The 20,027-nt window shown below is 61.4% G+C and carries 21 protein-coding genes; 18 read left to right on the top strand and 3 right to left on the bottom strand.

Going from position 1 to position 20,027, the window contains the following annotated elements:
- Positions 1-78: 78 nt before the first annotated feature.
- From panB to QM780_RS09750, 7 genes are all read left to right on the top strand, one after another.
- On the top strand, positions 79-960 hold the full coding sequence (gene panB, locus QM780_RS09780; RefSeq protein WP_415070286.1) for a 3-methyl-2-oxobutanoate hydroxymethyltransferase: 882 nt from the start codon (positions 79-81) through the stop codon (positions 958-960).
- Between the two features lie 170 nt (positions 961-1,130).
- On the top strand, positions 1,131-1,913 hold the full coding sequence (locus QM780_RS09775; protein WP_415070284.1) for a tetratricopeptide repeat protein: 783 nt from the start codon (positions 1,131-1,133) through the stop codon (positions 1,911-1,913).
- A gap of 29 nt (positions 1,914-1,942) precedes the next feature.
- Entirely contained in the window at positions 1,943-3,289 is a 1,347-nt protein-coding gene (locus QM780_RS09770) for a PQQ-binding-like beta-propeller repeat protein (protein ID WP_415070283.1), read from the top strand.
- Positions 3,290-3,373: 84 nt separating this feature from the next.
- Positions 3,374-4,777, top strand: coding sequence for a ribosome biogenesis GTPase Der (gene der, locus QM780_RS09765; RefSeq protein WP_415070281.1), 1,404 nt, complete (start codon positions 3,374-3,376; stop codon positions 4,775-4,777).
- Positions 4,778-4,981: 204 nt separating this feature from the next.
- Positions 4,982-5,428 carry a DNA polymerase III subunit chi gene (locus QM780_RS09760; RefSeq protein WP_415070280.1) on the top strand — a complete coding sequence of 149 codons (447 nt, stop codon included), beginning with the start codon at positions 4,982-4,984 and terminating at the stop codon, positions 5,426-5,428.
- Positions 5,429-5,471: 43 nt separating this feature from the next.
- Positions 5,472-6,314: a 23S rRNA (adenine(2030)-N(6))-methyltransferase RlmJ gene (locus QM780_RS09755; RefSeq protein ID WP_415070278.1), complete on the top strand. Its 843-nt coding sequence runs from the start codon at positions 5,472-5,474 to the stop codon at positions 6,312-6,314.
- Positions 6,315-6,553: 239 nt separating this feature from the next.
- On the top strand, positions 6,554-6,769 hold the full coding sequence (locus QM780_RS09750; protein ID WP_013948788.1) for a cold-shock protein: 216 nt from the start codon (positions 6,554-6,556) through the stop codon (positions 6,767-6,769).
- 276 nt (positions 6,770-7,045) lie between these two features.
- On the opposite strand, the gene QM780_RS09745 is transcribed toward QM780_RS09750, so the two are convergent.
- Entirely contained in the window at positions 7,046-7,330 is a 285-nt protein-coding gene (locus tag QM780_RS09745; RefSeq protein WP_415070277.1) for a hypothetical protein, read from the bottom strand.
- 294 nt (positions 7,331-7,624) lie between these two features.
- On the opposite strand from QM780_RS09745, the gene QM780_RS09740 reads away from it, so the two are divergent.
- A complete protein-coding gene (locus QM780_RS09740; protein WP_415070275.1) occupies positions 7,625-7,921 on the top strand; it encodes a hypothetical protein in 297 nt (98 codons plus the stop codon).
- A gap of 185 nt (positions 7,922-8,106) precedes the next feature.
- A complete protein-coding gene (locus QM780_RS09735) occupies positions 8,107-8,793 on the top strand; it encodes a hypothetical protein (protein ID WP_415070273.1) in 687 nt (228 codons plus the stop codon).
- Between the two features lie 51 nt (positions 8,794-8,844).
- Here QM780_RS09735 and QM780_RS09730 read toward each other — a convergent pair whose 3' ends face one another.
- Together QM780_RS09730 and QM780_RS09725 are read right to left on the bottom strand one after the other, a co-directional pair.
- Positions 8,845-9,213, bottom strand: a complete 369-nt coding sequence (locus tag QM780_RS09730; RefSeq protein WP_415070272.1) for a response regulator — start codon at positions 9,211-9,213, stop codon at positions 8,845-8,847.
- A 144-nt stretch (positions 9,214-9,357) separates the two neighbouring features.
- The gene (locus QM780_RS09725; protein ID WP_415070271.1) at positions 9,358-10,005 is read right to left on the bottom strand and encodes a histidine phosphotransferase family protein; all 648 of its coding nucleotides are present in this window, start codon (positions 10,003-10,005) and stop codon (positions 9,358-9,360) included.
- A gap of 282 nt (positions 10,006-10,287) precedes the next feature.
- Here QM780_RS09725 and QM780_RS09720 point away from each other — a divergent pair, with 282 nt between their 5' ends.
- The 9 genes from QM780_RS09720 (at position 10,288) to QM780_RS09680 (ending at position 20,012) form a co-directional block, all read left to right on the top strand.
- The gene (locus tag QM780_RS09720; RefSeq protein WP_415070269.1) at positions 10,288-11,139 is read left to right on the top strand and encodes a 3'(2'),5'-bisphosphate nucleotidase CysQ family protein; all 852 of its coding nucleotides are present in this window, start codon (positions 10,288-10,290) and stop codon (positions 11,137-11,139) included.
- A 151-nt stretch (positions 11,140-11,290) separates the two neighbouring features.
- Entirely contained in the window at positions 11,291-12,178 is an 888-nt protein-coding gene (locus QM780_RS09715; protein ID WP_415070267.1) for a DUF1134 domain-containing protein, read from the top strand.
- 121 nt (positions 12,179-12,299) lie between these two features.
- Positions 12,300-13,712: a hypothetical protein gene (locus QM780_RS09710; protein ID WP_415070266.1), complete on the top strand. Its 1,413-nt coding sequence runs from the start codon at positions 12,300-12,302 to the stop codon at positions 13,710-13,712.
- Positions 13,713-13,821: 109 nt separating this feature from the next.
- Entirely contained in the window at positions 13,822-14,838 is a 1,017-nt protein-coding gene (locus QM780_RS09705; protein ID WP_415072001.1) for a cation diffusion facilitator family transporter, read from the top strand.
- Positions 14,839-14,996: 158 nt separating this feature from the next.
- Positions 14,997-16,076 carry a YeiH family protein gene (locus QM780_RS09700; RefSeq protein ID WP_415070265.1) on the top strand — a complete coding sequence of 360 codons (1,080 nt, stop codon included), beginning with the start codon at positions 14,997-14,999 and terminating at the stop codon, positions 16,074-16,076.
- Between the two features lie 16 nt (positions 16,077-16,092).
- Complete coding sequence (locus QM780_RS09695; protein WP_415070264.1) at positions 16,093-17,010, top strand: LysR substrate-binding domain-containing protein; 918 nt, start codon at positions 16,093-16,095, stop codon at positions 17,008-17,010.
- 84 nt (positions 17,011-17,094) lie between these two features.
- On the top strand, positions 17,095-17,988 hold the full coding sequence (locus QM780_RS09690) for an NAD-dependent epimerase/dehydratase family protein (protein WP_415070263.1): 894 nt from the start codon (positions 17,095-17,097) through the stop codon (positions 17,986-17,988).
- Positions 17,985-19,229: a class I SAM-dependent methyltransferase gene (locus QM780_RS09685; RefSeq protein WP_415070261.1), complete on the top strand. Its 1,245-nt coding sequence runs from the start codon at positions 17,985-17,987 to the stop codon at positions 19,227-19,229. The genes QM780_RS09690 and QM780_RS09685 overlap by 4 nt, the downstream gene beginning before the upstream one ends.
- Before the next feature lie 6 nt (positions 19,230-19,235).
- Entirely contained in the window at positions 19,236-20,012 is a 777-nt protein-coding gene (locus tag QM780_RS09680; protein WP_415070259.1) for a glycosyltransferase family 2 protein, read from the top strand.
- The last annotated feature ends 15 nt before the right edge of the window (positions 20,013-20,027 follow it).

Raw genomic sequence — 20,027 nt, 5'->3', positions numbered from 1 at the left:
TCGAAGCCCCACATCGGGGCGCAACAGCGGTTGTTCAGTGTCTGAACCGCAAGCGCGGCTCGTGCCGATCGGAGAAAAATGTCTATTCACGTCAAGCGCCGCCGGCTTATGGCGCCAGACATCGCCGCCCGCAAAGGTGGCGAACCCATCGTTGCGCTCACGTCTTACCACGCCCACACCGCGGCGATCGCCGACAATCACTGCGATTTCCTGCTCGTCGGCGATAGCCTCGGCATGGTGATGCATGGCTTCGAGACGACTGTGCCGGTTCCGCTCGATTTGATGATCATGCACGGCCAGGCCGTGGTACGCGGCTCGAAAAAGGCGCTCGTCGTGGTCGATATGCCGTTCGCGACCTACGAGGAAAGTCCCTCGGTAGCGTTTCGCAACGCTGCGCGCGTGATGAAGGAAACCGATTGCGGCGCCGTCAAGCTCGAAGGCGGCCGCCGGATGGCTGAAACCATCCGCTATCTCGTCGACCGCGGTATTCCGGTAATGGCCCACATCGGCCTCACCCCTCAGTCGGTCAACGTTTTGGGTGGTTTCAAAACCCAGGGGCGAACCGTCGATCAGTGGCAAGCGATCGAGGAGGATGCCCGTCTCGTCGCGGAAGCCGGGGCTTTTGCAGTCGTTCTAGAGGCGATGACCTCGCCTCTCGCCGAGCGGATCACTAAAGCCATCCCGATCCCGACCATCGGTATCGGAGCCTCCGCCGGATGCGACGGCCAGATCCTCGTCATGGAGGATATGCTCGGCCTGTCCCCGAACGTGCCGAAGTTCGTCAAGAAGTTCGGAGCCATCGGTGCCGCGATCGACCGCGCCATCGCCTCCTACGCCGACGAAGTCCGTGGTCGCACGTTCCCCGGTCCGGAACACACCTACGCGCTCAAAAGCCCCGAGCTCGAAGCCTCGATCTCGCCCGTGCGAGCCACGAAAAAGCCCAAGACTACGAGCACTTAGCTCGCTCGCGGCCGAAAAGGGACGAGAAACCGGCCGCGATACGTCAGGGAAACTTGCGGCCAGGGCTTGCCCGCAGCGCCCGCTCAGCTATCTATGCCCGGCGCCCGGGTCGGCCGTGGGAAAAACCCCTCGTTCCGAGGTCCGGCGTCTGAATGAGGTGATTGAGGTCAATGGCCGAGAACGACGACAGTCTGCTTCGCGAGGTGCAGGAAGAAATCCGCCGCGAGCAGATGCAGAAAATTTGGCAGCGGTACAGCGGCCTGATCCTCGGTGGCGCCACGCTGATCGTCCTTGCGGTGGCCGGCTATAAGTATTTCGAGACGACGCGGATTGCATCGCAGGAAGCGGCAGGAGCCAGCTTCGCGGCAGCCGAGACGTTGAGCGACGACAAGAAAAAGGATGACGCCGCAAAGGCTTTCAAGGCCATCGCCGATGACGGCCCCGCGGGTTACGCCGCTCTCGCCAAGCTCCGCCTCGCCGGTGCCGAAGCTAAAGACGGCAAAACCGCCGATGCTGTTGCAACCTACAACTCCCTGGCAAAGCAGTCGGGCGGGGATGACCTGTTGAAAAGCTTTGCAGAACTGCAGGCCGCATCGCTTCGGATGGCCGATGCCGACTATACGGAACTCCAAAATCGCCTGACACCTCTCGCTGCGGACGGCGCTCCGTTTGCAAACACGGCGCGCGAGTTCCTTGGAATCGCCGCTTACAAGGCGAAGAATTACGACGAGGCGAGGAAGTATCTCGAACCGCTCTTGATCGACCCGAACGCGTCGGAAGACATTCAGGATCGTGTTAAGATCGTTTTGGGAGAGATAGCCGCCGCTGAAGTCGCGGCCAAACCGGCAGCTCCGGCTCCGGCACCGGCCGCCTCGACGGGAACGCCGTCGGAGCCGGGCAAGACGGAAGCGCAGCCTACGGCGGGTGGGGCTGCGAGCACCGATAAAAAGTAAAACCGCGCAGCGGTGCGAGGGAGACGGGGTTGAAGCGAGGGGGAAGGCAGATAGGTTTGTGCGCGGCGTCGCTTCTGGCGGTCGCAGCATCGCTTTGGCTTGGCGGTTGCGCCGGCGATGGGCCTTCCCTTCCCAAGATCAGCGAACTCAATCCGTTTAAGGAAAAGCAAGTTCCGCTTCCCGGCCGCCGCATTCCGATCGTCGAGACGACCGAGAGCATCTCCTCCAATCTGGCCGACGCCAGTAAGCCGATCGTCGTCCCGTCGCCGCGCACCAACGATGCCTGGTCGCAGCCCGGCGGCGACGCAAACAATGCCCCCGGCAATCTTGCGCTCACCGGTGCCGTGCATCAGCTTTGGAGCGCCAGCGCCGGCACAGGCTCATCGAAGACGGGTCGCGTCACCGCCAGCCCGATTGTCTTCGACGGTCGTATTTATACGCTCGACGCGGCAGCCAACGTTTCCGCCTTCACGCCGTCAGGCAGCAGCGTCTTCTCGGTCTCGACCAAACCCGAGACGACCGTCGGCCTCGGTGGCTACGGCGGCGGTCTGGCCGCTGAAAATGGCCGCCTCTATGTGGCTAACGGTTACGGAGTCGTATCGGCCCTCGACCCGGCGACGGGAAAATCGATCTGGTCGAAAAGTCTTGATGTGCCGGTGCGCGCAGCGCCGACGGCTGCAGGCGATCGGCTTTACGTCATCACCATCGACGGCAAGTTCTATTGCCTGAGCGGCGTCGACGGATCCGAGCTCTGGACCTCGCGCGGCCTGCCGCAAAGCGCCAGCCTGATGACGTCGACGAGCCCCGCGGTCGATGGCGATGTCGTCGTCGTGCCGTATCCTTCCGGGGACATCATGGCGTTCAAGCTGTCCGACGGTTCGACGGTCTGGACCGAAAACCTTTCGCGCACCCGCCAGACGTCGCAAATCGCCTCCATGAGCGACGTTGCTCGTCCGGCAATCGACAACGGCATCGTCTTTGCCATTGGACATGCCGGCCGCATGATCGCCGCCCAGGCGAAATCCGGCGATCGCCTCTGGTCGTTGAGCATCCCCGGATCCGAGCCGCCCTGCGTAGCAGGCGATACGGTTTACGTCGTCGATACCGGCGGGCGGCTGATGGCGCTGTCGCGAACCGACGGCAAGACCCGCTGGCTGACGCAGTTGCCGGCGGCAAAAAACTACGCCGGCCCAATCATGGCGGCAAACACGCTGTGGCTGGTGTCGAGCACCGGTCAGGTGGTCAGTGTCGAACCGGCGACCGGCAAGGTCGCTGGCACGCTGGAACTGGGAGAGACGGTTTACATTCCCCCTATCGTCGCCCAGGGCCACATGTACGTTTTGACCGATTCCGCAAAACTCATCGCGCTCAACTGAGAATTCGGCTAGGAGGGCATCCACGGCTCGCCGCCACGCGTGGAGAAGCCGCCATCCCCCCATTTTCGCAGCCTGGTTCCTCTTTTGTCGTCGTCCACTGAAAATCCCGTCGTCGCCATTGTCGGCCGTCCGAATGTCGGCAAATCGACGCTGTTCAACCGCCTGACCGCGTCGCGCGCGGCTCTCGTCTCGGACCTGCCCGGCTTGACCCGCGATCGCCGTGAAGGCGTCGCCAATCTACTCGGCGTCGACGTCCGTCTCGTCGATACGGCGGGCCTTGAGGAAGCGCAGCGCGGGTCCATTGCCGACCGTATGCGCAAGCAGTCGGAACAGGCCATCGCCGACGCTGACCTCGTGCTGTTCGTCATCGACGCACGAGCAGGCGTGACCGCGGCCGACACTGCTTTCGCCCGCATCGCGCGTCATTCCGGCAAGCCGGTCGTGCTGGTTGCGAATAAGGCTGAGGGCAGCAAGGGCACCGACGGCGTGCTCGACGCCTTCTCGCTCGGTCTCGGCGCTCCGATCGCAATTTCGGCTGAGCACGGCGAAGGCATCGGCGATCTTGCCGACGATGTTCTGGCGGCGCTGGGATTGAAGCCAGCGCCTGTCGTCAAGAAGCGCCGTAAGGGCGATGAGACGGCGGACGACGAGAAAACCGAAGATCGCGCGCGGGCGCCGAAGCCGATCCGCGTCGCCATTGTCGGTCGACCGAACGCCGGCAAATCCACGCTCGTCAATGCCCTGCTCGGCGAAGACCGCATGATCACCGGACCCGAGCCCGGCCTGACGCGCGACAGCGTGTCGAGCGATTTCGAATGGAAGGGTCAGCAGATCCGTTTGTTTGATACCGCCGGACTGCGCCGCAAAGCTAAGATCACCGAAACGGCGGAAAAGCTGTCGGCGAGCGACGCCATCCGCGCTATCCGCTTCGCCGAGGTCGTCGTGCTTCTGATCGATGCCGAACATCCCTTCGAGCATCAGGATCTGACGATCGGCCATCGCGTCACCGAAGAGGGTCGCGCACTCGTCGTCGCGGTCAACAAATGGGACCTCGTTCCCGAAAAGCAGAAAACCTTGCGCGATCTGAAAAAGACCGTCGCAGAAAGTCTCGCCCAGGTTCCCGACGTTCCCTTCATCGCCATCTCGGCACGTTCGGAAACCGGCCTCGACCAGCTCATGAGCGCGATCTCGAAGGTCTACGCCACCTGGAACCGGCGCGTTTCGACACCGCAGCTCAACCGCTGGCTCGACGAAGCCATGAGCCGTCATTCGCCGCCCGCCGTCCATGGCAAGCGCATCAAGATCCGCTACGTCACGCAGCCATCGACACGGCCACCGACGTTCGTCGCTTTTTCGCAGCGCGCGGAAGCCCTGCCGCAATCCTATGTGAAATACCTGACGAACTCTCTGCGTCAGACGTTCGATCTTCCCGGCGTGCCTATCCGCTTCAGCCTTCGCAAAGGCGAAAATCCGTTCTCGAAGAAATAGCGGATTGCGGTAGAGGAAAGTCGCAGCGGGCGGGAGCAAACAGCAGCGAGTTTGACCTCGATCCGCCACGCTCACCGCCCGCACGGGCGTCAGCCGATCAAAACTGGCGCCGCTCCGGACAGCGATAGATAGGAAGCGTCGCCCGCGCGTCAAGGCCTCCGCCATTGTCTTGCTTTTCGCGGCTTTCTGGGCGATGCGAGAGCGATGGATGTCTTCTTCTACCACCTCGAACATCAGCCGCTCGAGCGCGTTCTGCCAAGCCTTCTCGAGAAGACTTTGGCCCGCGGTTGGCGCGCCGTCGTTCAGGTCGGAAACGAAGAGCGCCTGGATGCGCTCGACCAGGCGCTTTGGACATATGCCGATGACAGCTTCCTGCCGCACGGCACGGCTCGGATCGGCCACTCCGGCGATCAGCCCATCTATCTGACGCTCACCGACGAAACGCCGAACGGTGCCGGCGTCCGCTTTCTCGTCGATGGCGCCGAAGCGCGCGAGTTTTCCGGCGCCGAGCGCTTCGTCTATGTGTTTGACGGCCATGACACGGATGCCGTGGCGTCCGCGCGCAATCAGTGGAAGGCTGCAAAGGCGGCCGGCTGCGCCGTCACCTATTGGCAGCAGAGCCCGAGTGGGCGATGGGAACAAAAAGCTTAAGCGATCCCGATTACACGCCCATCAAGAAGATGTTCGCTTCCCGATGAACTATCATCACGACTATCACGCAGGAAACTTCGCGGACGTCCTGAAGCACGTCGTCCTGGCGCGCGTCATCACCTACATGACGCAGAAGCCGAAGCCGTTCCGGGTAATCGACACCCACGCCGGCGGCGGCATTTACGATCTCGAAGGCGAAGAAGCTGCCAAGACCGCGGAGTGGCGCGACGGCATCGCGCGCATCTTCGACACCGATATGCCGAAGGACGTCGCCGATCTATTGCAGCCGTATCTCGACGCCGTCCGAGCCGTGAATGGCGTCGGCCTCAAGCACTATCCGGGAAGCCCGTTGATCGCCCGCCACCTGATGCGCGACGACGATGTCCTCGTCGCAAATGAACTTGCCGAAGAAGAGTTTCAGCGCCTCAAGCAGGAATTGCGGCGCGCCAAGTCAACCACTGTGCTGAACATTGATGCGCGACACGCGGTCAAATCGCTGTTGCCGCCGAAGGAGCGTCGTGGCCTCGTCCTCATCGATCCGCCGTTCGAGGAGAAAAACGAATTCAAGGACCTGGCGACGGCGATCGACGACGCCCTGGCGCGTTTCGCGACCGGGACTTACATCATCTGGTATCCGCTCAAGGACGAAGCGGCCGCTGATCGCTTCGTTGCCGTCGCGACCTCCAGACCCGGCATGGAATTCCTTGATGTCCGGCTGCAGGTGGCGAAGCCGTTTCCGGGCCTTGGGCTCACCGCCACTGGCGTTCTCGTTCTCAACCCGCCGTTCGTCCTGAAGGCCGAGTTGGAGACAGTGATGCCCGCCCTGGAGCGCCACCTGGCCGAGGGTCCGGGCAGCCATTTTGGGTTGCGGACCGACGTTCAATAACCGCCAACGTCGTTGCTCTGCAGCATTTCGCCTTGCAAGGTGCGTCTATTTACAGGATAAATTGCCGCACGCTAAGGCGGGCAACGGCACGGGAGCTCCCGACGCGTTCGACGTAACCGGCGTGTGTTCGTACGATCCGGTAGGGAGGCGCTTGGAATTTTCCGGCTCCGCGGCCCGTCACGGCTGTCGATGCGAAGCGTTGAGCTTTCATCGTGAGCCGGGCTGCCAGGAGACGATGCATGCGCCAGACAGGTACCGTGAAGTTCTATAATTCCCAGAAAGGCTATGGCTTTATAAAGCCGGACGCCGGCGGCAATGACGTATTCGTGCACGTCACGGCCGTGGAGCGATCGGGGATCGGCGAACTCAACGAGGGAATGCGGATCTCGTTCGAAACCGAGCCCGATAAACGCGGCAAGGGTCCCAAGGCCGTCGATCTGCAAAGAGCCGGCTGAAGTTTTGCGCGACGGGATCTTGCCCACGCTGTGACTACGGTCACGGCGGCGAGTTAATTCATGCCGCCGCGTTGAATGGTGCATGCACTCACTGATTTGATCGCTGGCCCTCGGCGCGGCAGGCTGGCTATGCGGCTTTCGCAGCGCCGCATCCTGGGAACAGAAAAATCACCTCTTCGTCGCTGCTTTTTTCGACAAGAGTGATGCTCAAAAAGAAAGCTCGCCAGCGTCAACCTAGCGAGCTTTCTCGACATCGAAAGGACGTTTGCGCCGTCCCTACTTCGCCATCGCGTTGCGAATAGCGCCTACGATGGCGAGCAGAATGCCGCCACCCGCGCCGCCGCCGAGAATTTGCGTGATGATCGAAACCGGGTCCAACGTCCCGCCGGCCACCGCCGTATGGAAGACCTGCTCGAGGATTTGTCCTCCGATTCCACCGCCGACGATCCCGGCAATCGAATTGCCGAGCGTACCGAGGCTGATGTTCTTCATCAGACTACCGGCAATATTGCCGCCAAGAGCACCGCTGATGAGCTGGATAATTAAGGGAAGATATTCCATGTGACGTCTCCACGAGCTGGGTTGGAACAATGGCGAGCCGTGCGTTATTTGCATCTTGAAACTGCGCACCCCGGAGGGCTTCCACACTAAGAATCATACCACACTCGCCACTCTCGCGCGTGATTGAGGGGCGTTCAGAAGGTTGTGCTGGGGAATGCGTGGTCTAGAAGTGACATCCCGGACCGAAATGTGGCCGGAAACCTTTTCTTGAGGCAGCGCAACGATAAATTTCGAGACTATGCGCTATAGTGTATTTTCAGCGGCGGACCGAACCACGGCGGAAAGGCCAAACGAATGATGTCTAAATTGATTTCAGCCTTCGTGGCGGGAATTTGCCTCGTCGGGCTGGTCGCGCCTGCCTTCGCCGACCCAGACAATTCAGACTATTCGATTCATCGCAAGAAGGGCGGCTATTCCTACGATAAGTCCGATTCGGTGAACACGTACGGCGGTTCGCAGCACAAGAGGAAAGCGCCTCCGGGCCCGCCTGATTTCCGCGACCAGACCATCGCCGGGCCGTTCGATAACAGCTTCTTCTTCGACTCAGGCGTTGGCAGTCTGTACGGCGGAAATTCGCCCTACATGCACTGAGATCTTTTCGCCATTTCGGGCAGAGGCCGCGCATCGTCGCGGCCTTTTGATATCTGTGACTTTCCGACGTCCACAGGCGAATCCTGTCAACTGGTGCATCCGCGCCACTCGCCCTCATGTCGCCATTGTGCTGACAATATAAAGACAGCCTGATCCCAGGGTGGGCTTTGAGGGAGACTTAAGTTATGCGCTTTTCAGGCAAATTTATTGCCGCATTAGGCTTGGCCGCGGCCATTGCCGCCGCCACCACGGTTTCCGCCAATGCGGAATGTAAGCGCTACGGCTTCACGGTCAATGACTACGGCAAGGACGGACCGACGAAGGACGCCAAGGATCTTCTCGACAAGCTCATCGCCTCGAAGATGACGGAGCGAGGCGTTTCCGACTATAAAACCGGAAAGAAGAGCGTCTCGTGCGAACTCTTTCTGAACTTCATCGTCTTCGATGAGCATACTTGCACCGCCGAAGCCACCGTGTGCTGGGGTGGCTCCACGCTGCCGGGTTCTGAAAAGGCATCGGCCGATGACGCCGAGCCCGCAAAGGCATCTGAAACCGCCGCGGAAGAAAAGCCCTCGAAGAAAAAGGCCGTGAAGGAAGCCAGCGTCCACCCCGCTGCCGCTCCGGCCATCGTGAAAACCTCGGCTCAAAGCGTGCCCGATCCTAAATCGGTCGTCTTGAAGAAAGTGAAGAAGCCCGCCGAAGGCGCGCAAGCGTCGGCTGCGTCCACCGTCGAGACCGGCTCGCTGAGCGAGAGCGCGTCTAAGCACAAAGTCCACAAGTCCGACAGCATCGCCCCGGTCGAGCCATCGTCATCGAGTGACGGCGGCTATCCGACACCCGAGGCACCCGCTGACGGCCGCGCGAATCAGTAAATCGACGCGCCTCGACGCTCACTGCTTATCGAATTGTCGCGCCGCTGCCGTTCACGCTGCGGCGCGAATTTCTTGCAGCTTCGTCTCGATGATCTGACGGTTGTAGGGTTTGAGCAGAAACGTATCCGCCCCGCGCGCCAGCGCCCGCTGAATCTCGAGCGGTTCGTTCTCGGTGACATTGTAGATGATGCAGGGCGACTTCTTCGCTGGGAGTGCCCGGATCTTTTCGATGAGTTCGATGCTGTTCGTATCGGGCAGGCGCCAGTCGACCAGAATGTAGTCCGGTTCTTCCGATCTCAGCCGCTCCATCGCCGCGACCGCACTATCGGCTTCGCTGACACGAAAGCCTAAGTTCTCGAAGATCAGGCGCGTGTACTTCCTGATGATTTCAGAGTCGTCGATAACGAAGCAATGAAGCATTTTATGAGCTTCTCGCAGAAGGAGCGCTGTCTGTACGACAGCGGGGCAACCGGAAACCCGAACCGATACCGCGAAAATTGACTATAAAATATTAAAGGCGGCTTAAGACGTATGGCAGCCGCCGATGCCGAAATGCAAAGGCCCTTAAACGGCAGGCTTGGCGACGAGCAAAATATCAGCGCCATCTTTCAGGATTTCGAGCCGCATCCCGGCCGACGGCGCGATGCGCCATGTGTAATAGGCCTGAATGGTGATCGCATCGAGCGCCAGCGGGTTGCCCGCGACGAAGTCGGTCAGATATTGCGGCGGCCGCGCACCGGTGCCTTTGCAGCGAATAAGGAAGGTGGGCTGCTCGAACGAACCGCCGATCGAAACGTCGATCTCGCCGCCCCGGGGAAGCGCCGTCACCGCCGAAGCGATCAAGTTGAGCAGAAGCTTGACCTTGTCCTTGACGACGAGGCCAGGCGCGCCGCGCCACGTGAGTTTGTGTTTCCCTTGGGTAATGCTGACGAAGCCGCGCGAAATTTTCTCAGCCGTGGTCAGGTCGATCATGCTGCCGGCAGAACCGGCGGCGCCGAATGCAAAGCGCGCGAATTCCAGCCGTGCCGATGCCTGCTCCGTGACGTTGCGGATGACCGTTAGCGCATAGTCGCGGGCCTGGGCGTCGTCGTCCTCGTCGAGAATCTCCAGGCCATTGATGATGGCGCCGACCGGATTGATGATGTCATGGCATATTCTGCTTGAAATCAGCGCGGCGAGTTCGAGATCGGTCGGAGGAACGCGCTCGTTCATCATTAGCCCTTTTCGAGATCATTCATGTCGCTTGATTGCGGCAGTTCATGCGCGACAGCGCGACGCGAAGACGCCAAGGCCGCTTGCGACAATACCCAATGCTCTGATACATGCGCCGCAAGACGGTTGCCAAGTCTTGTAGCCGGTGGGCTCTTTGAGCCTCGATTTTCATGGAAGACATGAGTCTTGCGCGCAACGGTTTGGACCGCGGCGCAACCAACGTATTGGCGGCTCGCTATCGCGCCGCACCGAATGATTCGAATTGAGGTTTTTAGGCACGCGATGAACCCGATCGACGGCAAAGAACGCGACGCTTTCATTGCGGCTCTGCTTCCTGCGGTTCTCGAGGCGGCACGCCTGGAGATGTCGCACTTTGCCAACGGCGTGAGCTTCGAGCAGAAAGCCGATCGCACGCCGGTCACGGCAGCCGATCGCGAGGCCGAAGCGGTAATTGTTGGTGCGCTTCGCAGTTTTGCGCCGGACATCGCCGTCGTCGCCGAGGAAGAGATCGCCGCCGGCGCCGCCTGCACCTATGCCAGACGCTTTTTCCTGGTCGATGCCTTGGACGGAACCCGACTGTTTATTCGTGGCAAGCCGGAGTTTTCGATCAACGTTGCCTGCATCGAGGACGGCGTCGCCAAATTCGGGTTGATCTACCTGCCGCCGTCCGAGCGCCTGTTCGTGACGCGTGCCGACGGTGCCTACGAAGCGGTCGTACCCATCAAGGGCGACGTGAAATACGAAGACCTGAACTTCAAACGCCTGTCGACGCGCACGCCCGATCCGCGGACGCTTGTCGCCTTCAATAGCCGCAGCAGCGGCGCTGCGAGTTCAAACCTGCTGGCTTTGCTCAACGTCCATGAAGCAAAGCCGCTCGGGTCATCGATGAAATTCTGCTTGATCGCGGCGGGTGAGGGAGACCTCTATGCCCGCTTCGGCGAAACCTGCGAGTGGGACACCGCAGCCGGACAGGCGATCCTCGAAGCCGCCGGCGGTTCTGTCACGAATCTGGATGGCTCACCGCTGACTTACGGCCATTACGAACGCCAGTTCCGCAATCCATACTTCATTGCTTGGGGCAGGCAGCCGCTGTGGCGCGGGGTGCTGGCCGAATTGCCACGAACGGGCGCATAGGCAACGCGAATCGGCCATACTTTAGCAACGAATACTCGCGAATCTGTATCCTGGGATTCGAGTGCCTCGGTCATGGGTGGCCCGCACACGTCGTGCGCGGATGGCCGGGCGCAGTTCTGCCTCGAACGCTAAAGACAGAGGGAACTCGCCGATGCGTCTCGGCTTTGATGCAATATCGCGAACGGCGGCAACCGCTTTTCGGGGCCACCGCTGCGTGCCCGCGCTGGCGATGGTCGCCTGCATGGTGATTGGCGGCTCGAACGCCAACGCCGTCGACGACGCGTACAGGCCGCCGTCCGACACCTATTCCGGCGAGAGCGGCGTTGACACCTACGGTTCGCCGCCGCCCCAATCCAATGGCGGCTACCAAAATTCCTATCAGGCACCTCCGCCACAGGCCCCGCCGAGCGGCGCCTATCAGCCCTATAACAGCGGCCGCGGGCCCGACAGCGATCCGGGCGGCTACGGCGCCCCCTATACGCCCCCCAACGCAAGCCGAGACGGCGGTGGTTACGACAACTACGGACCGCCCCCGGGCGACAGCGGACAAGGCGGTGGTTCCTATTCCCAGGATGAGATCGTTCGCGCCGGCAACAAGTTCTTCGGCAAGATCAGCGGCGGATTGGCGTCGGCGATCGAATGGACCTTTCAGAACGCCGGACGGCCGAACGGCTACATCCTCGGCGAAGACGCAGGCGGCGCTTTCATAGGTGGTCTGGCCTACGGAGAAGGCACCCTCTACACCAAGGATGCGGGCAGCTTCAAAGTCTATTGGCAGGGTCCGTCGGTCGGCTACGATTTCGGCGGCAACGGCTCGAAAGTCATGACGCTCGTCTACAACCTGCGCGATCCGTCCGACATTTATGAGCGGTTTGGCGGCGTCGAGGGCTCGGCTTATCTCGTTGGCGGTGTAAGTGTGCAACTTCAGAAGGCCGGTCATGTCACACTGGCCCCGATTCGGGCCGGAGTGGGGCTGCGACTCGGTGCCAATGTCGGCTATTTGAAGTATACGAGAAGTCCGACATGGAACCCGTTCTGATCGCGACGCGCACAACGCGGATTCGATATTGCGGGGAAGCAAGAAACCGGGTTCCTCTGTCGGTGGACGAATTATTTAGGCGGCGGGGGCCGCTAAGCCCTTCATTTCAGGACGCGTATTCTTGATCACCCTTTATGCCGCGATGCTCGTCACGTTGGGCTTCCTCATCGCGGCCCTGATCGTGGTCGTTCTTTTGCCGGCATATCGGCGTCGCGTCGCGCGCTTCACAAGCGAAACGCTGAAGCGAACCCTTCCGCTCACCGAAGAAGAAATGCGCGCCGACAAAGATCGCCTGCGCGCCGATTTCGCGATGGAGATCCATCGTCTCGAATCCAAGCTCGAGGATGCCGGCCTGTTGGCTGCTCGGCAGCGAATCGAGGTCAACCGCCGCGACGCCAAAATACAGGAGCTGTCCGAGGCCATTGCCGATCAGAAGATGAGCGTCGAGGAGCATGAGAACGCCCGGCGCGTGCTCGAGCAGGCGATTCTCGATCGTCTTCCAAAAGTCGAACAGCGGCTGACGGAAACGCGCAAGCTCTTGGCCACGCGCGACCGCGAGATCAAGGCGCTTGCCGCGACGGGGGCGAAGCAGGCCGCCGCATTGGAAGAGGCGACGCAACTCAACAGGCAGCGCGAGAAGGAACTTGCGCAGTTGCGGACCGCGCTCGACACGCGTGCCGTCCGCAATCGTGAAGGTGTGAAGGATCCCGCCGCCGACGCCCATGTCGCTCTCCGAACAGAACTTGAATCGCTGCGTGAAAAAACCCGCGAGCAATCCTCCATGATCGAGCGGCTCCAGGCCGCGGCGAAAATGGCGACCTCGAACGCAGACCAGGACGCCGAAATCAAGCGTTTGATGCTTGCGCTCGCCAAGACCGAAGGCGAACTTGCCAGCCTGAGATCGAGCATCGGCGGCGAAGATGCGGAGCGCATGGCGTTGGAAGATCGCATCGCCGATCTTCAGGTGGCGAGCGATGCCAAGTCGACCGAGCTCGCCAAGCTGAAAGCCATGATCCAGGCTTACGAGGAAAAAAATCAACCGGCCGCCGATTTCGCTCAGAAGGAAGACATGGGCGGACTGCAGGCGGAAGTCGATCACCAGCGCCGCGTCATCGTCGAGCTTCGGGCCGAGGTCGCGGCCGCGCAAGAGCGCCTGTCACGACAAGCCATCCGCTTTCACGAGGAGATGCGGCGGCTCACACCGAACTCGGTCGAAGCTACGGAGGTTGAACCTCCGCCACCGCCGCGTCCATCGCTTGCCGAGCGCATTTCGGCGCCGCGCGCGCCTAAGCCGGCCGCCAACGATACCCAAAACGGCGCTGCCGGTGACGACGGCGCCCGCGAGCCGCGCCAACAAGGTTCCTACCTCCGCGCCTTGAACGGCGCCGCGACGAATGGTGCGAGCGAGCCGCTCGAAGCCGATTCCGATCGGCCGCCGCCGCTCCCGCCAAAACAGGGCGGGTCTGGTTCCGACAAAAAGCCCGCGCGTCGGCCTCGCCTGCTCGAACGCATCAGCGGCATCGACAAGCGTTAACGCCGCTGACGCCGGGCGGCCGTTGCAGCATGGCTCGAAATTCCCATTTTAGGGACGACGCCGAAGCCTTACGCTGATGGCCTGAAGCAAACGCAAGCACCGGATCATGATGCATTCCCACGACCCCAACGATGACCACGATCATGGCAGCCATGATCACGCCGGCCACACTCATGGCGGCGGAGGACACGCTGGCCACAGTCACAGTCATGTACCGAAGGATTTCGGCCCCGCCTTCGCGCTTGGGACGGCGCTGAACGTCGGCTTCGTCATCGTCGAAGGTATTGCCGGATTCGTTGCCAATTCGATGTCACTGGTCGCCGACGCCGGCCATAACTTGAGTGACGTGCTCGGCCTGTTGATGGCCTGGGGCGCAAGCACACTGGTCAAGCGCCGCGCGACGTTCAACTTCACTTACGGCTTTGGCTCGTCGACGATCTTGGCCGCCCTCGCCAATGCCGTTCTGCTGCTCGTCGCGGTCGGCGCGATCGCGCTCGAAGCCGTGCAGCGCCTGATCGAACCCACTCCTGTCCTCGGCGGCACCATGATCATCGTCGCTGCGATCGGCATTCTGATCAACGGCTTTACCGCGTGGCTCTTCATGTCGGGCCGTGAGCGCGACGTGAATATTCGCGGCGCATATCTGCACATGGTCGCCGACGCGGCAGTGTCGTTGGGCGTGGTCTTCGTCGGCATAGGCGTGCTGCTCACGGGCTGGAATTGGCTCGACCCGCTCGTCAGTCTCATCATCGCTGCCGTCATCGTGTGGGGCACGTGGGGATTGCTGCGCGATTCCCTGCGTCTCGCGATGCATGGCGTCCCCGTCAACATCGATGCCGCCAAAGTGCAGGCGCGGCTTTCGGCGTTGCCCGGCGTTGAAAGCATTCACGATCTCCACATCTGGCCGATGAGCACCACCGAAACGGCACTGACGTGTCATCTCGTCATGCCGGGCGGCCACCCGGGCGATGCATTCATCGAGAACGCCGCCAAGATGCTGCACGACGAATTCGAAATTCGTCATACGACCCTGCAGTTTGAGGTCGGTACGGGCACGCCCTGCGGCATGGGCGACGGCTGCATCAGCCTGACCGAAGACGTCAAAGCCGCCTCCGGCCGCGCCTGACACTGCCTCAATCTCTGATTGCCGATACGTCGAAAATCCACTTTTCGACGACTTTTGTCATATTCGATAAGAAAAATCGATTGAAACAACAAAAATTTTGCGTTGGAATGATCCAACGGAGGAAATCATGCTGCGGCAGAACTTGAATGGAGTACGTCATGCCGACAGCAAATCCGGCGGCCTCTTCTGCTGCACCACGCCACACGGCCCCTCCGCGGAAGAAGGCGGACCTATCGGCGGTCTACGCCCAGGGAATTTGGCCGGGAATCTTCCTGACGTCGACGATTGCCGCTCTCGCCTTTGCCCTTCGCCAGGTGCCCGGGGGCGGGACCTTCAGTCCGATGATCCTCGCCATCATTATCGGCATCGCGTTTCACAACATCGTCGGCACGCCGCGCCGCGCCAAGGAAGGCGTGACGTTCTCGCTTCGCCGCATCCTGCGCTTCGCCATCATTCTGCTCGGCTTCCAGCTGACGGCGCAGCAGATCGTCGAAGTCGGCCCGTCCGGGTTTGCGATCATCGTCGCGACGCTGGTCGCCACGTTCGCCTTTACGACATGGCTGGGCCACGCCATGGGCGTTGAACGTAAGCTGACGCAACTCATTGCCGCGGGAACCTCGATTTGCGGCGCGTCCGCCGTCATCGCGACCAATACTGTCACCAAGGGTCACGACGAGGACGTCGCCTATGCCGTCGCCTGCGTGACGATCTTCGGTTCGATTGCGATGTTCGCTTACCCGCTCCTTCCGGCGGTCCTTCATCTCGATCCACACGCCTTCGGACTCTGGGCCGGCGCGTCGATTTACGAAATCGCACAGGTCGTTGCCGCCTCGTTCCAGGACGGGCAGGCGTCCGGCGAATACGGCACGATCGCCAAGCTCAGTCGCGTGATGCTGCTTGCGCCGGTCGTGATTACGCTCGGATTGATGGCCGCGCGCCGCCGATCACACGCCCATCATGATGCCGACAGAGTAGCCGCGAAGGCGCCGACGCCGTGGTTCCTCGTCGGTTTCATTGCACTCGTCGCCGTCAACAGCCTTGTCGTCGTGCCGCCCGACGTGAAGCGCGTCATCGTCCCGGTCACGACATTCCTGTTGTCGGTCGCGCTTGCGGCCATGGGCCTGGAGACGGACCTCTCCAAGCTCAAGGCCAAGGGCCTGAGGCCGCTGGCGCTCGGGGCCGCGTCTTCCCTGTTCATCGCGACCTTCAGTCTGTCTCTCATCAAATTGACGGCTTGAAAGCTCGGAGATTGCCATGACGCTCGAACAGCTTCGTATCTTCGTCGCCGTTGCCGAGCGTCAGCACATGACTCAAGCAGCGCATGAACTCAATCTCACGCAGTCTGCTGCGAGTTCCGCCATTGCCGCCCTCGAAGAACGCTACGCTGTGAAATTGTTCGATCGCATCGGCAGACGCATCGAATTGACCGATTCTGGCCGCACGTTCCTTATCGAAGCCCGCGCCGTTCTCGCGCGCGCGACGGCCGCTGAAAAAGCCCTTGCCGACCTCGCCGGCTTGAAGTGCGGATCGCTGTCGATCTGGGCCAGCCAGACAATCGTCAACTATTGGCTGCCGCCCTTCCTCGCAATCTTCTATCACCGCTATCCCGATGTCGACTTGAAGGTCAAGGCGGCGAACACGCAGCAGGTCGCAGCGGCAACCCATGACGGAGCAGCCGACATCGGTTTTATCGAAGGCCCGATTGCCGATCCGCACCTATCGGTCAGCAAGATCGACGGCGACCACCTCATCGTCGTCGTCGCCGTGAACCATCCGCTGGCTGGCAAGGAACGCGTCAATGCCGCAGACCTCAAAGCCATGAAATGGGTTCTTCGCGAGCAGGGGTCGGGCACCCGCGCGGAATTCGAGGCGGCGCTCAAGTCGCATGCGGTTGAACCATCCGCCCTCGAGGTCGTGCTTGAATTGCCATCCAACGAGGCCGTATGCGCCGCGGTCGAGGCGGGTGTCGGCGCGACCGCGATTTCCAATCTCGCGGCCGAAGCCGGGCTGCTTTCGGGCAGGCTGGTCGCGCTTGATTTTCCGCTGCCGCGACGGCCCTTTTATGCGCTCCGCCACAAGGAACGCTATTTGAGCCACGCCGCCACCGCGCTCCTCGAACTCGTCGGCGCAAGCGCCAGTCCGACCGCTCGCCCTCGCGAAAAAGCCGTCTAGGGGGCGGCCAGCGTCGCCACACAAGCCACACGCAAGCCGAAGCAGAAACACCATCGATGTCGAGGCACGTGGTGAGAGGCGGCCATGAAAATTCTTCTCGTCGGACATGGCTACGTGGGCTCATTCCTGCTGCCCGTCCTGACCCGCGCCGGATACGACGTTTCAGTCTGCGATCAGAACGTCGATCGCCTCGGCGGCGTACGCAACGCCATGCGCTGCCGGTATCAGGAATTGACGATCGCCGACCTCGCCGATTTCCGCATTATTTTATGGTTCGCCGGTCATTCGAGCGTGCCGATGTCGTTGCGCGATCCCGATGGCGCGCTCGCCAACAATTGTCTCGATCTCCTGCACTTCGCGCGCCGCAAGCAGTTGAACGCCCGGCTGATCTACGCCAGCACGGCAAGCGTCTACTCCGTGATGCAGCCTGAGGACGGCGCCGCCCCGACGCCGCTCGATGAATCCGAGACGCGGCTGGATCCGGTCAACCCTTACGATTGCTCCAAGATTTCGATGGACGCGCTGGCCCGCTGCTTCGCAAACGCCATCACCGGATTGCGTTTGGGCACGGTCTGCGGGACTAGTCCGTTCTTGCGCAGCGAGCTGATCTTCAACGCCATGAACATCGCCGCGATGCGCGACGGCTTCGTCCAGTTACGCAATCGCAATTCCTATCGCAACATTCTGTTCCTTGAAGATCTGGGCCACTATCTTTTGCGCTTGATCGAGCTTTCCGAGGATCTGCCGCCAATCTTGAACACGGGCACCCTCAACACCAGCATCGGCGAGCTTGCCGATGCCGTCGCCGCATATCACGGCGTCCCCGTCGTCGATCACGGCAATACCGTGACCTATTCATTCCAAATGAATTGTGCGCGCATCCAATCCTTGTGTGGCGCGCCGCGCCAGATGACGATCGCCGAGCGATGCGCCCGCTTTCGCGAGCAATTCCGCCCCGAGCTGCAAGTGGCCTCATGACCATCACCTGCGAACCCCAACGCACCTGCATCGTTTGCGGCAGCGCCGTCGAACCGTTGCTTGATCTCGATGTCCAGCCACCCGCGAACCTGCTTCTGGCAAGTTCCGGCGATGCCTACGAGGCCTTTCCGCTCGGATTTGCGAGCTGTCCGTCGTGCACGCATGGGCAGCTGACGCATTTCGTCGATCCCGCTAAGCTCTTCAAGCATTATCTCTACGCCAGCGGAACGAGCGGTACGCTTAAGGCCTATTTCGAATGGTTCGCGGACACACTGCGCCGTGCCAGCCGGCCGGGCGCACGCGTCCTTGAGATCGCTTCTAACGACGGCAGCCTTCTCGGCATTCTCGAATCCCGGGGCTTTGACGCCATCGGCGTCGATCCCGCCGAAAATCTCAATCAGGTCGCTGCTGCGGCGGGAAGAAAAGTCGTCACCGGATTTTTTCCGGCCGCGCGTCCAGAAGGGTTGTTCGACATCATCGTCGCGATGAACGTCGCTGCACACACGCCCGATCCGTCGACCTTTATGCAAGGCGTGCGCGACTGCTTGGCGCCCGACGGTGTCGCCATCATCCAGACCAGCCAGGCGCTGATGATCGCCAACGGCGAATTCGACACCGTCTATCACGAGCACTATTCGTTCTATACCGTTGCTTCGATGGCGAGACTGGCGCAGAAGAGCGGCCTGCGCGTCGAAGCCTCGAAGCTCACGTCGGTCCACGGCACGAGCCTCCTGTCGTTCCTCCGCCGCGCCGACGACGATGCTCCGCCATTCGCGTTCGAGGAGAGCCCGCCGTTCAGCGTCGCGTGGCCCGCGCCGATACCCCCATCGTTGTCGCGCACGCTCGCCGGTGCTGACGCTTCCGACGCTTACGCTAAATTCGCCGACGGCGCCAAGCACGCCATGCACGCCGCGGCCGAGGCCGTTCATCGCCAGCAGGCATCCGGCAGGAAGGTTGCTCTCGTGGGCGTCGCGGCGAAAGCGCTGACGTTCATTCGTGCCGCCGGCATCGTTCCCGATGCCTACCTCGACGAAGCGCAGCTGAAAGTCGGGCTGACGATTCCCGGCACCGGCCAGCCGATCGAGCCACTCAAGAAAGCCGGGGAAATGGCGGCCGATACGACGTTCCTCATCGGCGCCTGGAATTTCGCCGACGAGCTGATGCAGAAGATCAGGAAGCTCAGCGGCGGCACCACGCCGAAGTTTGTCGTCTATTTCCCGGAACTGGTCGAGATCGGATAGGCCGCGATGCCAAAACGCGTCGTCATCTCGCACTTCTTCAACGAATCTTATCTGCTCCCCTGGTGGCTCCGTCATCATCGCGAGATTTTCGATCACGGCGTCCTGATCGACTACCACTCGACCGATAACTCGATCGAGATTTGCCGCGAACTCGTGCCCCATTGGGAAGTCGTGACGTCGGAGAACGCCAAGTTCGCAGCTTTCCTGTGCGACTTCGAAGTGATGAAACACGAGCAGCGCTTCCCCGGAGCCTGGAAGCTTGCGCTCAACACCACCGAATTCTTCGTCGCGCCTGGCCTCGCGAAAATGGAACGCGTGATGGAGCAGCACGATCTTATCGGCGCGCGACTGCCCGGCGCCATTATGGTCGATACCAATCCCGATAATCCGCCCGATCCCGACAAGCCGCTCGTCGAGCAAAAAGCCACGGGCATCTGGGAGGACGAGATCGATTTTCAGGCGCTCGCGATCCCGGGGCTGACATTTCCGACGCGCAGCCGGCTCTATCACCGCTACGACATCGGCGCCTATACGCCGGGACGCCATAGCTCGCATCTGCCCCGCCAGTGCAACGGCAGCCGCGATCTCGGTGCAATCCATTGGTATGGCTTCAGCCCGTGGTGCAACGCCTTCAAGACGCGCAAGCTTCAGATCTCGACCAAGCGCGATAATTTTGACGTGAAAAATGGTTTCGGCGCGCAGCATCAGGCCGACATCGCCGAGCTTGACGGTCGCTGGTCGAAGCTCGCGCCGTTGAGCGGCGCCCTCGTCAAAGCCGCCTGAACGCCGCGCCGTCAG

Origin of the sequence: Hyphomicrobium sp., from assembly GCF_047600905.1 — a bacterium.
Classification (GTDB): Bacteria; Pseudomonadota; Alphaproteobacteria; order Rhizobiales; family Hyphomicrobiaceae; genus Hyphomicrobium_B.
The sequence above is the reverse complement of the archived record's forward strand: the minus strand, read 5'-3'. Positions and strand labels throughout refer to the sequence as shown.

Bases quoted from the DNA above. Each gene is read 5' to 3' on its own strand.
- panB (WP_415070286.1), top strand. From the start codon at position 79: ATGTCTATTCACGTCAAGCGCCGCCGGCTTATGGCGCCAGACATCGCC.
- QM780_RS09775 (WP_415070284.1), top strand. From the start codon at position 1,131: ATGGCCGAGAACGACGACAGTCTGCTTCGCGAGGTGCAGGAAGAAATC.
- QM780_RS09760 (WP_415070280.1), top strand. From the start codon at position 4,982: ATGGATGTCTTCTTCTACCACCTCGAACATCAGCCGCTCGAGCGCGTT.
- QM780_RS09755 (WP_415070278.1), top strand. From the start codon at position 5,472: ATGAACTATCATCACGACTATCACGCAGGAAACTTCGCGGACGTCCTG.
- QM780_RS09750 (WP_013948788.1), top strand. From the start codon at position 6,554: ATGCGCCAGACAGGTACCGTGAAGTTCTATAATTCCCAGAAAGGCTAT.
- QM780_RS09745 (WP_415070277.1), bottom strand. From the start codon at position 7,330: ATGGAATATCTTCCCTTAATTATCCAGCTCATCAGCGGTGCTCTTGGC.
- QM780_RS09740 (WP_415070275.1), top strand. From the start codon at position 7,625: ATGATGTCTAAATTGATTTCAGCCTTCGTGGCGGGAATTTGCCTCGTC.
- QM780_RS09735 (WP_415070273.1), top strand. From the start codon at position 8,107: ATGCGCTTTTCAGGCAAATTTATTGCCGCATTAGGCTTGGCCGCGGCC.
- QM780_RS09730 (WP_415070272.1), bottom strand. From the start codon at position 9,213: ATGCTTCATTGCTTCGTTATCGACGACTCTGAAATCATCAGGAAGTAC.
- QM780_RS09725 (WP_415070271.1), bottom strand. From the start codon at position 10,005: ATGAACGAGCGCGTTCCTCCGACCGATCTCGAACTCGCCGCGCTGATT.
- QM780_RS09720 (WP_415070269.1), top strand. From the start codon at position 10,288: ATGAACCCGATCGACGGCAAAGAACGCGACGCTTTCATTGCGGCTCTG.
- QM780_RS09715 (WP_415070267.1), top strand. From the start codon at position 11,291: ATGCGTCTCGGCTTTGATGCAATATCGCGAACGGCGGCAACCGCTTTT.
- QM780_RS09705 (WP_415072001.1), top strand. From the start codon at position 13,822: ATGCATTCCCACGACCCCAACGATGACCACGATCATGGCAGCCATGAT.
- QM780_RS09700 (WP_415070265.1), top strand. From the start codon at position 14,997: ATGCCGACAGCAAATCCGGCGGCCTCTTCTGCTGCACCACGCCACACG.
- QM780_RS09695 (WP_415070264.1), top strand. From the start codon at position 16,093: ATGACGCTCGAACAGCTTCGTATCTTCGTCGCCGTTGCCGAGCGTCAG.
- QM780_RS09690 (WP_415070263.1), top strand. From the start codon at position 17,095: ATGAAAATTCTTCTCGTCGGACATGGCTACGTGGGCTCATTCCTGCTG.
- QM780_RS09685 (WP_415070261.1), top strand. From the start codon at position 17,985: ATGACCATCACCTGCGAACCCCAACGCACCTGCATCGTTTGCGGCAGC.
- QM780_RS09680 (WP_415070259.1), top strand. From the start codon at position 19,236: ATGCCAAAACGCGTCGTCATCTCGCACTTCTTCAACGAATCTTATCTG.